The sequence below is a fragment of the Rickettsia amblyommatis genome, from assembly GCF_002078335.1.
Taxonomy (GTDB): domain Bacteria; phylum Pseudomonadota; class Alphaproteobacteria; order Rickettsiales; family Rickettsiaceae; genus Rickettsia; species Rickettsia rickettsii.
The window spans coordinates 386,177-399,943 of sequence record NZ_CP015012.1 but is presented as its reverse complement, the minus strand read 5'-3'; the positions used below and the strand labels follow the sequence as shown (position 1 = coordinate 399,943).

Sequence of the window (13,767 nt, the reverse complement as noted above, 5' to 3'; positions counted from 1 at the left end):
TTTACAAGAACTAGGTAGCATGGCAGGCAATTATGACAATGACTCATGGAGTGTATTTCTTCAATTAACCGAAGAACAAAAAAAAGTGTTTTGAGCTTCTTGAAAACGCTTATGTTGATGCAAGATATGATAAAAACTATAAAATTACTAAAGAACAGCTGCTTTGTCTTATTGAAAGAATAGAAAAATTAAAAGAAATCACCGAAAGAATCTGCACAGCAAGAATTAATCAGTAAGGATTGAGTATCATTCCTAACTCAGCATTGCCTGCGTGGATACCGAGTCGTCATTGCGAGCGACTGCAAGGAGCATGGCAATCTAGCAAAAATAATAAAAATCTAAATTTAGCATTTTTAACTGGATTGCTTCGTCAAAACTTGCAGTTTTTCCTCGCAATGACGGGGGCTTTTAAAGATATCTATAGTTATTGAGCAATGCCCATCAAGATTTTAGTTTAAAGATTGATAAAGTTAATTAAATATAGTATAATGTAAAACTTTTTATAGTATATTCGATGAACTGCAAAAATTGGCTGAGTCGTTGTTCTACAAGGGCTTCGGTTCTCGCGTATTGCGTTATACGCAGCTCATCTTGCCTTGTGCACTTCTAGCTCTTTTTGAAGTTGATCTTCGTATACTAGGCTTTTAGTTTTAAAGATATATATATTATGAGTAAGAAGCTTTATATTAAGACCTACGGATGTCAGATGAATGTTTATGACTCCGTTAAGATGCAGGATTTGCTTTATCCCTTTGGCTATGAACCTACTGAAAATATTGAAGAAGCAGATGTTATTATTCTAAATACTTGTCATATCAGAGAGAAAGCAGCCGAGAAAACTTATTCTGAACTCGGTCGTATTAAGAAACTACAAGATACCAGAACAAAACAAGGTTTAAGTTCTGCAATAATAGTTGTAGCCGGTTGTGTTGCACAGGCGGAAGGGGAGGAGATTTTTACAAGAACTCCTTATGTTGATATTGTTGTCGGTCCGCAATCTTATTATAACCTACCGGAATTAATCTCAAAAGTCGTTAGACACGAAAAGCACTTAATCGATCTTGATTTTGTTGAAGAAGCAAAATTTGATCAGCTACCTGAGCAATTATATCCGCAAGGAACAAGTGCCTTTATATCGGTACAGGAAGGGTGTGATAAATTTTGTACTTTCTGCGTAGTACCTTATACTAGAGGTGCTGAATTTTCAAGAAATGTAGAGCAGGTTTACAGAGAAGCACTAAAAGTAGTTAGTAGCGGTGCTAAAGAAATTATGTTACTTGGACAAAATGTCAATGCATATCACGGTAAAGGTCCTGCAGATAAAATATTTAGTCTAGCCGATTTACTCAAACATCTAGCACAAATTCCCAATTTAGAGAGATTACGTTATACCACCTCACACCCGATAGATATGAATGATGATCTAATAAAACTGCACGGCACCGAACCTAAATTAATGCCGTTTCTACATCTACCGGTGCAGTCAGGTTCAAATAAAATATTAAAAGCCATGAACCGCAAACATGATCGGGAATATTATTTTGATATAATTAATCGCTTAAGAGAAGCAAGGCCCGATATAGTTTTATCCTCTGATTTTATTGTCGGGTTTCCTGGTGAAACAGATGAAGAGTTTGAGGATACGTTAGATTTGGTCCGCAGAGTAAAATACGGTCAGTGCTATTCGTTTAAATATAGCCCACGTCCCGGCACACCTGGTGCAACTAGAACCGACCAAATACCTGAACATATAAAATCAGAGAGATTAACTATATTACAACAAGAACTCATGGCTCAGCAACTAGTTTTTAATGTAAGTTGTGTTGGTAGTACTATGAAAGTTCTATTTGATCGCAATGGTAAATGCGACGACCAGATAATAGGTAAAACTCCATACATGCAATCCGTATATATCCAAAATCCTAATAAATCTTTACTTGGTAAAATCATTGATGTAAAAATTACTAAGGCTTCACTGAATAGTTTAACCGGTGAAATATTATAAGTCATGTATCAATCTCTTCTTTTTTGTTTAAAAATTTTTGCTTTCCTTATTTTAGTAGGTTGCGGGATTACTGCTTATATAATATACCACTATTCACGTAATTTGCCTGATTACTCACAGCTTGCACGTTATTATCCACCGTCGGTAACGCGTATTTATTCCCGTGACGGCAAATTAATGGAGGAGTACGCTTTTGAACGTCGTGTATTTGTACCGATTAATAGCGTACCGAGTTCGCTAATAGAAAGTTTTATTGCAGCTGAGGATAAGAATTTCTATAACCATCCCGGCGTTGATTTGCTTGGAATAGTTAGAGCGGCATTTTTAAACATATCTAATTATTTACATCATAGGCGTATGGAAGGAGCGTCTACCATTACTCAGCAAGTGGTTAAAAATTTTCTGCTAACTAACGAAGTTTCTCTTGAACGTAAGATTAAAGAAGCGATTCTTTCTTATATGATTTCAAGAGTATTTACTAAGGATCAAATTTTAGAATTATATCTTAATCAAACATTTTTTGGTCGTGGTGCATACGGTGTTGCGGCAGCTGCACAAAATTATTTTAATAAATCCGTAGAGGAACTTACTATTGCAGAATCAGCTTTTATTGCGGCACTGCCTAAAGCCCCTTCCGAACTTAATCCTGAGAGAAACTATGCTAGAGTAAAAGCTCGTCGTGATTACGTAATAGCACGTATGTTTGAAGATGGTTATATAACAAGAGACGCTGCGAAAGAAGCTATGGATAGCCCGATAGTTTTACATAAACGAGCTAAAGAAGAAACTGTTACGGCAGATTATTATGCTGCACAGGTCAGAGAAGAAGTAATTAGGATGTTAAATAGTAAGGAAGAATTTTATACCGGAGGTCTTACTATCATTACTTCTTTAGATGCAAAGATGCAGCAATTAGCTGAAAACTCTCTAAGAAAAGGTCTAAGGGAGTTTGATAGAAGGCGTGGTTTTAGAAAGCCTATAGCTAATATTTCTCTTGATAATTGGCAAGGAGAGCTAAAAAAACTACCGGCTCCTCCATCGCTTTTAGAGTATAAATTAGCTGTAGTTCTAGATGTAGTCGATAATCATGTAGAGATTGGACTTATAGACGGCAGCAAATCTAAGATGCCTATTGCTGAAATGAAATGGGCAAGAAGTAATCTTAAATCAGTTAAGACCTTGCTTAAAAAAGGTGATGTGATAGTGGTTGAGGCTATAAAAGAGGGGTATGCTCTTCGTCAGATTCCTGAAGTAAACGGTGCTATTATGGTTATGAACCCAAATACCGGACAGGTACTTGCAAGCGTCGGCGGTTATGATTTTTCCACAAGTAAATTTGATAGAGTAACTCAAGCACTTCGTCAACCCGGTTCTTTGAGTAAAACCTTTGTTTATTTAGCAGCTCTTGAAAACGGTGTTAAGCCGAATCAGATTTTTAACGATGGACCTATTGAGATTTCGCAAGGTCCAGGGATGCCTAGTTGGCGTCCTAAAAATTATGAGGGTAAGTTTTTAGGTGAAATCACTATGCGTACTGGTCTTGAAAAATCTCGTAATCTTATAACCGTAAGAGTTGCAACTGCCGTAGGACTTACAAAAATCGTTGATATAATTAAGCGTTTCGGTATTAATAATGAACCAAAAAAAGTTTACTCTATGGTACTTGGTTCAATTGAAACCACACTTAGCAGAATGACTAATGCTTATGCAATTATTGCTAACGGCGGTAAAAAAGTTGAGCCTCATTTTGTAGAATTAATTAAAGATCGTAACGGTAAAATTATTTATAGGCGAGATGATAGAGAATGTCTTGCTTGTAATGTGTCGGATAGTAATTTAGATACCGCAATATTAGAAATACCGAAAGAATATATCTATAGAGTTACGGATGAAGCTAGTGATTATCAAATTACTTCGTTTTTAACCGGAGCAATAGATAGAGGTACCGGTTATGCTGCGAAGAAGTTAGGGAAAGTTATCGGCGGAAAAACTGGTACTAGTAACGATAGTAAAGATACATGGTTTGTAGGTTTTACACCCAAAATAGTAGTCGGCAGTTATGTGGGCTATGATACCCCGAAAGAGCTTGGAAAAAGAGCAACAGGTTCAAACGTAGTATTACCGATTTTTATTGATTTTATGAGTAATGCTTATAAGGATGAGCCATCGCTGCCTTTCAAAGTTCCAGATTCAATTAAGCTAATCGCAGTAGATAGAGCAACTGGTAAAATTACACCAAGCGGTACTGTTATAGAAGCATTTAAAGTAAATAATGTTCAGATGCTTGAGAATGAAGATATGATTGATAATCAAGATAATAATGATATTTTTGATTATGTACCGAGTAAGGAAGATCAATCGCAGGAAATTTACTAAACTGTATAATTAGTTTAAGCCGATGTCATTTCCTGTTCTCTATGTCATGCAACAAAACCACCTATTTTTATTTTAACCTATGAAAAAAATTATTTTATATCTCACTGCCCTAATATCACTCACTATACCTTTTATAACTCAAGCGGATTGTTTTTTAGTTAATGAAAATGATAAAATTATAAAACAAGAAGGTAATTGCGAGTCTCGTTATGCTCCATGCATTTAAAATTGCTATAAGTCTAATGGGTTATGATGATGGGTTTTTAATTGATGAAACTCATCCAAAATTACCTTTTAAAGAAGGATATGCTGACTATCTTGAAGTTTGGAAACAATCCCAAACACCTAAAGATTGGATGAAGAATAGCGTGTTTGGTATTCTCAGATTATTACTCAAGAATTAGGTATTGAAAAATTTCGTGATTATGTAACAAAATTTGATTATGGTAATCGTGATATTTCAGGGGATCAAGGAAAGAATAACGGTTTAACTAATGCATGGCTTTCTAGTTCTTTAGAAATTTCACTGTAAGAACAATTAGCTTTTCTTCAGAAACTAGCAGAGAATAAATTGCCTGTAAGTGTTAAAGCCCAAGAAATGACTAAAAATATTTTGTTTATTGAAGATTTTGTAGATTGTTGGAAGTGTTACGGTAAAACAGGCAGCGGTAATAAACTTAGCCAAGATAGAACTGTAAAGTTAAAGGATCGTAAAATCGGATGGTTTATAGGTTGGCTACAAAAAAATGACAGAACAGTTTTCTTTGTACATTTCATTAAAGATAATAAAAATTATGATTCTTATGCAGGGCGATGTTCTAAAGAAGCAGCGAAAGAAAAGCTAAAAGAATTGATAAATAAAGAATTGAAATAAATCTCAATGTTTATTTTCGAGGAACAACCAACAGTGAATTTGCTATTGGTTGTTGATTAGAAAGCAATACTCTAGGTTATCTATACTAAAGTACCTTCTTCTTCATAGGAGACTCCGGTTAATCTACCACAGCATGATCATTATCAAGTAGAGTGTTATTTTCAGTAGTAACATCTTCATTAATTTCAGCAGCAAGTTTTTCAGCTTCAATTTCATCAATATATTGTTTTAATTTAGCTTTTTTTGTGTTTTTATTTCTAACATACCAAGTTACACCTATTATAACAGCTATGGAGGCAATTACAGCTGTGCCAATGCTTATATATTGAGCAACCAAGGAATTATCGTTATCACTCTCATCAAACATATTTTCTTGAGAGTTGTAAGTTGTATTGAAAGCAGTATTAGTAAGGTTTGCTACGGTGTTATTAATTAAATTTATTCCCGGTTCAGTCCAACTTTCAGTGTTATCGGAAAAGATTGATTCAGAAATTTCGGCAGTAGAGCTTGTTATTGTGTTATTAATCGGATTAGCTGCTATTTCAGATAAGTCTTGTGTTATGAGTTCTAATAAGTTTTCTATTGTGCTAGTACCTTGAGTAGTGCTAGATATCGGGTTAGATATTAAATCCTTTATTTCTGAAGAAATTCCATTCAAATTATTTCCTTTAAGTACCTCAAATATTTCGCATCCTTTACTATAAACCTATAGTAATAGGGTTATTAGTTGCTGCAGTATTAAGTATATACTCAATAGTAGGGTTTTAAATTTTAGTATAATTTTGTGGATCAGAATAATAACGAAAATTTTCTTGACATATTTTCATCAATGCTTCCTCATACATAAAAGTATTATCACCTTGTTTTTTAAATATATAATCTCGTATATCGTCTCCATTATCATTAACTGCAGTAATAATAGCCACGCTTTCTTTATTTTGAAAAACCCTCTAAATATTAGGTTCATGATATCGCTATTTAATAATTCAATTCCTTTGCTACACTCCATCGCTGCCGTATTGTTTTTAGGACAATTCGATACAATTAAATTTTTTGTAGTAGGATCTATATAATAATTTTCTCCGTTATATCCTATTTGAAGCATATTATATTCTTGATCTCCAATTGTTGCTCTTGCTGTAGTAATTCTTGCCACAGTGGTTAAAAATGAAGTTAATTGATGTATCATTTTGCTATTCCTTTGGATTTTTAAAATTGAAGGGCATAATCAGCAGTACTTATGTGATAGTCAAGAAATTATTAACAAAAATTAGTAATTAATATATAATCATTGCAATTAGGTGAAATTATATAAATTTCAATATTGCTTGAAGTATCTAAAGAAATGTTATAAAGTCAAAAAGTTCATAGAAATTTAAGGGTATTATGTAAGTAGTAAAAGCTTTAGAACAAATTTTAGCAAGATAGCTATGCTCTTTATATTTTAAAACACAAAATTATCATTGGAATGTAGAAGGAGCAGAGTTTAGAAGTCTACATTTATTATTTGAGGGGAAGTATGAAGATTTAGCTGAAAGCTTAGATGAGCTTGCTGAAAGAATAAGAAGTTTAAATGCTAAAGTTTCTGCATTATCAGATTTAATAAAACTTGCATCTATAGATGAGGCAAATCCAAACGCAACAGCAAATGAAATGCTTAAAAGTCTAACAAAAGATCAAGATATTATTAGAGATACATTATATAAGGGACTCAAAGTAGCACAAACAGAGGGCGATGAGGGTACAGCCGATATGATTATTGTACAAATTAAGGTGCATGAAAAGAATAGATGGATGCTGAAGAGTAGTATACTCTAGTGTCATTTCCATTTTCGTCATTGTAAGCGACTGAAAGGAGCGTGGCAATTTCAGGAGATAGTGTATGATCCCTGAGATTGCTGCGTCGATGCTGTGCATTTCCTCGCAATGACGTTAATGCTCATAACAAACAAACTAACAAAATAAAAATAAAATGGAACAATATGATGTAGCCGTTATAGGCGGTGGTCCAGGTGGATATGTTGCAGCAATTAGAGCAGCACAATTAAAGAAAAAAGTTGTATTAATAGAAAAAGAGCATTTGGGTGGGGTATGTCTTAATTGGGGGTGTATACCGACTAAATCCCTGCTTAAATCTGCTGAGGTTTTTGAATATATAAAACATGCTAAAGATTATGGAATTGATGCTAAAGGTGCTGAAATCAACATTAAGAAAATAGTCGAACGCTCAAGAGAGATTTCAAATAAGCTTGCAGGCGGTGTTAAGTTACTACTGAAAAAAAACAAAGTTACCGTGATAGACGGAGTAGCAAGTCTTGCAGGAAATAAGGTAATAAATATAAATGATAAACCTACAGTAAAAGCAGAAAATATTATTATAGCTACCGGAGCAAGATCTAGGGTTTTAAAAGGCTTTAAGCCTGACGGTAAACAAATTTGGACTTCTAAAGAAGCTATGATGCCGCAGCATGTGCCGAAATTTATGATTATTGTCGGCTCAGGTGCAATCGGTATAGAATTCGCTTCGTTTTATAATAGTATTGGTGTGGATGTTACCGTAATTGAGGCACATAATAGAATATTGCCTGCTGAAGATACGGAAATTACCGGAATCGCTCATAAGAACTTTGAGAAGAAAGGTATAAAAATTATTACAAATGCTAAGTTAATTAAGCAAACGAAATCAAAAGATAAGATAGAAGTTGAGTTAGAGTTAGCAGATAAAACACAAAAATTACAAGCTGAAATTTTACTTATGGCAGTAGGTATTACAGCTAATACGGAAAATTTAGGTCTTGAGAAAACAAAAATTAAAGTAGAAAACGGCTATATAACTACTAACGGGTTAATGCAAACTGCGGAATCAGGAATTTATGCTATAGGCGATGTAGCAGGAGTGCCTTGTTTAGCTCATAAAGCAAGCCATGAAGGTATTATTGCAGCGGAAAGCATAGCGGGCTTAAAACCGCATGCTATTAATAAACATAATATTCCTGGTTGCACTTATTCTTCGCCACAAATAGCAAGCGTCGGTTTGACTGAAGAAGCAGCAAAAACCTTAGGTTATGAGCTGAAAATAGGCAGATTTCCTTTTATAGCTAACGGTAAGGCTTTAGTAAGTGGTGAGAGCGATGGCTTAATTAAAACTATATTTGATGCTAAGACGGGTGAGTTGCTTGGAGCTCATATGATAGGCTCGGAAGTTACAGAATTAATACAAGGATATGTGGTTTCAAAAAATTTAGAAGGAACGGAGTTGGATTTAATTAACACTATCTTCCCGCATCCGACTTTATCGGAAATGATGCATGAATCAGTATTCTCTGCTTATGATAGGGCAATACATATATAATACTCGATGAACTTCAAAAATTGGCTACGTCGTCTTATAAGAGCTGTGGTGCTCACGTATTAAGTATACACTCCTTGCCTTATAGACTCCTTGCTCTTGTTGAAGTTGATCTTCGTATATACGTTTCATTTTATTTCGGAGATATAAATTAAGAAAATGAACAAAGGTAATTTAATCAAGAATTATGCAGTAGCGTTATTTAATAACGCTATGGTGGATAATATACAAGATAAGATCTTTGAAGAAATTACTTTTATAAACCGTATAATTACCGATAATTTTGATATTAGAGAGTTCCTATTTTCTCCTATAGTAAATAAGAACGACAAAATTAACGCAGTCAATTCGTTAGCAAAAAATATCAAAATTAGCACAATAGTACAAAATTTTTTATTGTTATTGGTAAAAAATTCTCGTACTGCTATTTTATCTAATATAGTAGATGCTTATAATACTTTACTATATGAAAGTAAAAATATAAAGATAGTGCAGGTTATTTCTGCAAATAAGTTACAACCTAAAGAGCAGGAGTGGATTAAATCTCATATAGAAAAAGAATTAAATCAAAAAACAGAAATATTATTTGATATAGATAGTACTATTATTGGCGGTATTGTAATTAAATATGATAGTATGTTGCAAGATTACTCAATAAAAGGTAGTTTAGAGAAAATAATGAAAGTTTTAAAGACAGTTAATATTGCTGTATAGATATTTATATAGTCATTGCTAGGAAATTACGAAGTAATTGACGAAGCAATCTCAGGATATTTTATGAGATTGCCACGAAGCCTAAGGCTGCTCGCAATGACAAGAAAATTAGGAGACATAAACCACATGAAACTAAAGCCTATTGAAGTAGCTGAAATATTACAAAAGGAAATAGCTAATATTCATTGCTTAAGTGAGCTTGAGGAAGTAGGGCAGGTAATAACCGTCAGTGACGGTATAGCCCAAATTTACGGTCTTGCTAATGTAAAATCCGGTGAAGTAGTGGAATTTAAATCCGGTGTTAAGGGCCTTGTTTTAAACTTGGAAAATGATAGTGTCGGTGCTGTAATTATGGGGGATGATAACCAAGTACAGCAAGGTGATAATGTCAAAAGAACTAAAGAAGTTTTAGAAGTACCGGTAGGAAAATCTTTGCTTGGTCGTGTTGTTGATGCTCTAGGTAATCCTATTGACGGTAAAGGTGATATTGTAAGTAAAGAGTACAGACATGTCGAGATGAAGGCTCCGGGGATAATCGAAAGAACGAGCGTGAGCGAACCCGTACAAACCGGAATAAAGGCTATAGATTCGTTAATCCCAATAGGTAGAGGACAAAGAGAGTTAATAATCGGTGATAGGCAAACCGGAAAAACGGCTATAGCCGTTGATACTATTATTAATCAAAAACAAGCTCATTCACTTACTAATGAAAGTGATAAAATTTATTGTATTTATGTAGCTATTGGGCAGAAAAGATCAAGTGTTGCACAAATAGTAAAAAAACTAGAAGATGCCGGAGCCATGGACTATACACTCATTGTTTCGGCTACTGCTTCGGAAGCTGCAGCTCTTCAATTCATTGCCCCTTATTCTGCCTGTAGTATGGGCGAATATTTTCGTGATAACGGTATGCACGCACTTATTATTTATGATGATTTAAGTAAGCATGCCGTTGCATATAGACAAATCTCATTATTACTTAGAAGACCTCCCGGGCGAGAAGCCTATCCCGGCGACGTGTTCTACCTGCATTCAAGGTTGCTTGAGCGTGCTGCTAAAATGTCAGAGGAAAAAGGCAGCGGTTCACTTACTGCTCTTCCTATAATCGAAACGCAGGCAGGTGACGTATCCGCATATATCCCAACAAATGTTATTTCGATTACCGACGGTCAAATTTTCTTAGAAAGTGAGCTATTTTATAAAGGCGTAAGACCTGCCGTTAATGTCGGTATTTCGGTAAGCCGTGTTGGTTCTGCAGCACAAATAAAGGCTATGAAGCAGGTAGCAGGTTCGGTAAAGCTAGAGCTTGCTCAATTTAGAGAACTTGAGTCTTTCTCGCAATTTGGATCAGATTTAGACCCTGCCACTAAAGCACAAATCGATCACGGTAAAAGATTAGTTGAGATATTAAAACAAGCTCAATATCATCCTTTTCCGGTAGAAGAACAAATAGTAAGTATTTATGTCGGAACTAAGAAATATTTAAATGATGTCCCGCTTCAGAAAGTAAAAGAATTTGAAGATAAAATGCTTACGGAGATAAGGTTAAATAAAAAAGATATTTTGGAATCAATAAAAAACGAGCAACGTATAACCGAAGAAACCGAGCAGAAACTGAAAGCATTTTTAGAAAACTTCGTTAAGGAATTTGTTAAATAAGATGATGTTGTTTTTGTGTGGATACTAAATCGTCATTGCGAGTGACTGAAAGGAGCGTGGCAATCTCAGGATATTTGACGAGATTGCAACAAAGCTTCGCTCCTCGCAATGACATAAAAATACTAAATAAATATGTCAAATTTAAAGCAGTTAAGAACTAGAATTAAAAGTATTAAATCTACACAAAAGATTACTAAAGCAATGCAACTAGTATCAGCTTCTAAAATGGCAAAAATAAAGAGTCAAATAGCCAATTCAAATTTTTATATTGAGGCTATTAGTAAAATGATGTCTGCTATATTATCAATTGATATGTATGAGTTATCTATAGAAGAGCAGAAATTTTTTAATACCGTGCCGAATAAGGCAAATTTATTGATAGTTATGACATCACAGCGTGGTTTATGCGGAACGTTTAATTACAGTATAATTAAGCAAGTTAAGAATGACATTAAAGAGTTAGAAAATAAAGGCGAACAAATAAAACTTATTATTATTGGAAAAAAAGGTTACGAAGCACTAAAAAGGCAATATGTAAATTATATTTATAGTTATTTTGAGTTACCTAAAATTCATGATGCCAATCTGATGCTACAAGTAAAACAAAAAATTATGTCGGCAGTAAAAAATCTAGAAGTTAGTAATTGTGTTATATATTTTAATAAATTTAAGAACGCAATGACTCAAATTATGACTAGACAACAGATTTTACCGGTAGCAAAATATCAGGATGATTCTATGATAGATAATCCTATAGTTAATTTAGTCGGATTCGGATACAAGGAACGAGGAGCGAAGCCTATAAATAATAGGAGAGCGACGAGTGACATAGTAGGCGAGTCCAAATCAATTGACTATAATTATGAATATGAGGGAGAGAATCTCATTTCTAATCTAATTAATTTATATGTGAATTCCCAAATAAATTATGCTTTACTACAAAGTAGAGCAAGTGAGGAGGGAGCTAGAATGACCGCTATGGAAAATGCAACAAATAATGCTAATGATTTAATAAGTAAGTTAGTTTTAAAGCTAAATAGATCAAGACAGGCTATCATTACTACGGAATTAATAGAGATTATAGCCGGTTCAGAAGCGGTTTAGATATACTCGTTTAATTTGAAAAATTGGCGTCGTTGTTTCATATTTTTTGACCACAGCGTACATACTAGTACGTGAGGATCAAAAAATATGAAACGCCTTGCTCTTTTCCACATTAAACTGCGTCTATCTGCTCTTCATTTGATTTGTAGTATATTTTTTAACAAAAGAAAAAATCATGACAAAAAATATTGGAAAAATTACTCAGATTATTTCAGCGGTGGTGGATGTAAAATTTATGAATAACGGTGAGTTACCGGAAATTTTAAATGCTCTAGAGTGCTATAACGATAAACAAAGGATAGTACTGGAAGTAGCACAACATATAGGTGATGATACGGTGCGTTGCATTGCTATGGATTCTACGGAAGGGTTAGTGCGGGGCGTAGAAGTAATAGATACAGGCAGTCCTATTCGTATTCCTGTAGGTACTGAGACGCTTGGGCGTATTATGAATGTTGTAGGTGAGCCGATTGACGGTAAAGGAGACATTAAAAGCTTAAATATTTCTTCTATATATAAGCCTGCTCCTGATTTTACCAATCAGTCAACCGAGCGTAATATATTAGTAACCGGTATTAAAGTTATTGATTTACTTGCTCCTTATACTAAAGGCGGTAAAATAGGACTATTCGGTGGTGCAGGAGTCGGTAAAACCGTGCTTATAATGGAGCTTATTAATAACGTAGCTAAAGCACACGGTGGTTATACGGTATTTGCAGGAGTCGGTGAGCGAACTAGAGAAGGTAATGATCTTTACCATGAAATGATTGACTCGGGTGTTATTAACATTGCAGAGCCTGAAAAGTCAAAAGTAGCTTTAGTTTATGGACAAATGAACGAGCCGCCGGGAGCAAGGGCAAGAGTTGCGTTAAGCGGTCTGACCATTGCGGAGAGTTTTAGAGATATGAATGAAGGGCAAGATGTTTTGTTTTTTGTAGATAATATTTTCCGTTTTACTCAAGCAGGTTCTGAAGTATCGGCGTTACTCGGTAGGATTCCGTCAGCGGTAGGGTATCAGCCTACTCTTGCAACCGATATGGGCGAACTACAAGAGCGTATCACCTCTACTAAACACGGCTCAATAACTTCCGTGCAGGCTGTATATGTACCGGCGGATGATTTAACTGATCCTGCTCCTGCTACTTCGTTTGCACATTTAGATGCTACAACGGTACTTAGCCGTCAGATAGCCGAGCTTGGGATTTATCCGGCAGTTGACCCGTTAGATAGTAATTCGCAGGTACTTGATCCGATGATTGTCGGTGAAGAACATTATAGTGTAGCAAGACAAGTGCAGCAGGTTTTACAAACGTATAAATCGTTGCAGGATATTATCGCTATTTTAGGTATGGATGAGCTATCCGAAGAAGATAAACTAACCGTGGCACGTGCTAGAAAAATACAGCGTTTCTTATCGCAGCCTTTCCATGTCGCTGAAGTATTTACCGGAGCTGAAGGCAAATTTGTTAATCTAGCCGATACTATCGCAGGCTTTAAAGGACTTGTAGAGGGTAAATACGATGATTTACCGGAAGCTGCTTTTTATATGGTCGGAACTATAGACGAGGCTATAGAGAAGGCGCAGACGTTGAAGTGACGTTGATGTCATTCCCGCGTAGGCGGGAATCCAGAAAAAAGCGAAATTATTTGAGCTTTTAGTGTGTTTATACTTTTTAGTGACTGGAT

At 34.9% G+C, this 13,767-nt stretch carries 10 protein-coding genes and 3 pseudogenes; 11 read left to right on the top strand and 2 right to left on the bottom strand.

Features of this window, described 5'->3' with window-relative positions; translation table 11 throughout:
• Positions 1-131: 131 nt before the first annotated feature.
• The 5 genes and pseudogenes from A3305_RS10065 to A3305_RS11430 all read left to right on the top strand — a co-directional run.
• Positions 132-236: pseudogene (locus tag A3305_RS10065) on the top strand (nucleotidyltransferase); the annotation flags it as partial.
• A 3-nt stretch (positions 237-239) separates the two neighbouring features.
• Positions 240-431, top strand: a complete 192-nt coding sequence (locus tag A3305_RS08790; RefSeq protein ID WP_144010757.1) for a hypothetical protein — start codon at positions 240-242, stop codon at positions 429-431.
• 236 nt (positions 432-667) lie between these two features.
• Positions 668-2,005 carry a tRNA (N6-isopentenyl adenosine(37)-C2)-methylthiotransferase MiaB gene (gene miaB / locus A3305_RS02175; RefSeq protein ID WP_014392826.1) on the top strand — a complete coding sequence of 446 codons (1,338 nt, stop codon included), beginning with the start codon at positions 668-670 and terminating at the stop codon, positions 2,003-2,005.
• 3 nt (positions 2,006-2,008) lie between these two features.
• Complete coding sequence (locus A3305_RS02170) at positions 2,009-4,381, top strand: penicillin-binding protein 1A (RefSeq protein WP_014392825.1); 2,373 nt, start codon at positions 2,009-2,011, stop codon at positions 4,379-4,381.
• Positions 4,382-4,590: 209 nt separating this feature from the next.
• A pseudogene (locus A3305_RS11430) lies at positions 4,591-5,255 on the top strand (penicillin-binding transpeptidase domain-containing protein).
• A 118-nt stretch (positions 5,256-5,373) separates the two neighbouring features.
• Here A3305_RS11430 and A3305_RS10050 read toward each other — a convergent pair.
• Together A3305_RS10050 and A3305_RS02155 are read right to left on the bottom strand one after the other, a co-directional pair.
• A complete protein-coding gene (locus tag A3305_RS10050; protein ID WP_226983960.1) occupies positions 5,374-5,913 on the bottom strand; it encodes a hypothetical protein in 540 nt (179 codons plus the stop codon).
• Positions 5,914-6,081: 168 nt separating this feature from the next.
• The gene (locus A3305_RS02155; RefSeq protein WP_226983959.1) at positions 6,082-6,444 is read right to left on the bottom strand and encodes a hypothetical protein; all 363 of its coding nucleotides are present in this window, start codon (positions 6,442-6,444) and stop codon (positions 6,082-6,084) included.
• A 224-nt stretch (positions 6,445-6,668) separates the two neighbouring features.
• On the opposite strand from A3305_RS02155, the pseudogene A3305_RS02150 reads away from it, so the two are divergent.
• The 6 genes and pseudogenes from A3305_RS02150 (at position 6,669) to atpD (ending at position 13,678) form a co-directional block, all read left to right on the top strand.
• Positions 6,669-7,073: pseudogene (locus tag A3305_RS02150) on the top strand (Dps family protein).
• A gap of 154 nt (positions 7,074-7,227) precedes the next feature.
• Complete coding sequence (gene lpdA / locus A3305_RS02145) at positions 7,228-8,607, top strand: dihydrolipoyl dehydrogenase (RefSeq protein WP_014392821.1); 1,380 nt, start codon at positions 7,228-7,230, stop codon at positions 8,605-8,607.
• A 156-nt stretch (positions 8,608-8,763) separates the two neighbouring features.
• Positions 8,764-9,318: an ATP synthase F1 subunit delta gene (gene atpH / locus A3305_RS02140; RefSeq protein ID WP_014392820.1), complete on the top strand. Its 555-nt coding sequence runs from the start codon at positions 8,764-8,766 to the stop codon at positions 9,316-9,318.
• 126 nt (positions 9,319-9,444) lie between these two features.
• A complete protein-coding gene (atpA, locus tag A3305_RS02135; protein ID WP_014392819.1) occupies positions 9,445-10,977 on the top strand; it encodes a F0F1 ATP synthase subunit alpha in 1,533 nt (510 codons plus the stop codon).
• A 132-nt stretch (positions 10,978-11,109) separates the two neighbouring features.
• On the top strand, positions 11,110-12,081 hold the full coding sequence (gene atpG / locus A3305_RS02130; RefSeq protein WP_014392818.1) for an ATP synthase F1 subunit gamma: 972 nt from the start codon (positions 11,110-11,112) through the stop codon (positions 12,079-12,081).
• A 175-nt stretch (positions 12,082-12,256) separates the two neighbouring features.
• Positions 12,257-13,678 carry a F0F1 ATP synthase subunit beta gene (gene atpD, locus A3305_RS02125; protein WP_014392817.1) on the top strand — a complete coding sequence of 474 codons (1,422 nt, stop codon included), beginning with the start codon at positions 12,257-12,259 and terminating at the stop codon, positions 13,676-13,678.
• Positions 13,679-13,767: the final 89 nt, after the last annotated feature.

Bases quoted from the DNA above. Each gene is read 5' to 3' on its own strand.
- lpdA (WP_014392821.1), top strand. From the start codon at position 7,228: ATGGAACAATATGATGTAGCCGTTATAGGCGGTGGTCCAGGTGGATAT.
- miaB (WP_014392826.1), top strand. From the start codon at position 668: ATGAGTAAGAAGCTTTATATTAAGACCTACGGATGTCAGATGAATGTT.
- atpA (WP_014392819.1), top strand. From the start codon at position 9,445: ATGAAACTAAAGCCTATTGAAGTAGCTGAAATATTACAAAAGGAAATA.
- atpH (WP_014392820.1), top strand. From the start codon at position 8,764: ATGAACAAAGGTAATTTAATCAAGAATTATGCAGTAGCGTTATTTAAT.
- A3305_RS02155 (WP_226983959.1), bottom strand. From the start codon at position 6,444: ATGATACATCAATTAACTTCATTTTTAACCACTGTGGCAAGAATTACT.
- atpD (WP_014392817.1), top strand. From the start codon at position 12,257: ATGACAAAAAATATTGGAAAAATTACTCAGATTATTTCAGCGGTGGTG.
- atpG (WP_014392818.1), top strand. From the start codon at position 11,110: ATGTCAAATTTAAAGCAGTTAAGAACTAGAATTAAAAGTATTAAATCT.
- A3305_RS02170 (WP_014392825.1), top strand. From the start codon at position 2,009: ATGTATCAATCTCTTCTTTTTTGTTTAAAAATTTTTGCTTTCCTTATT.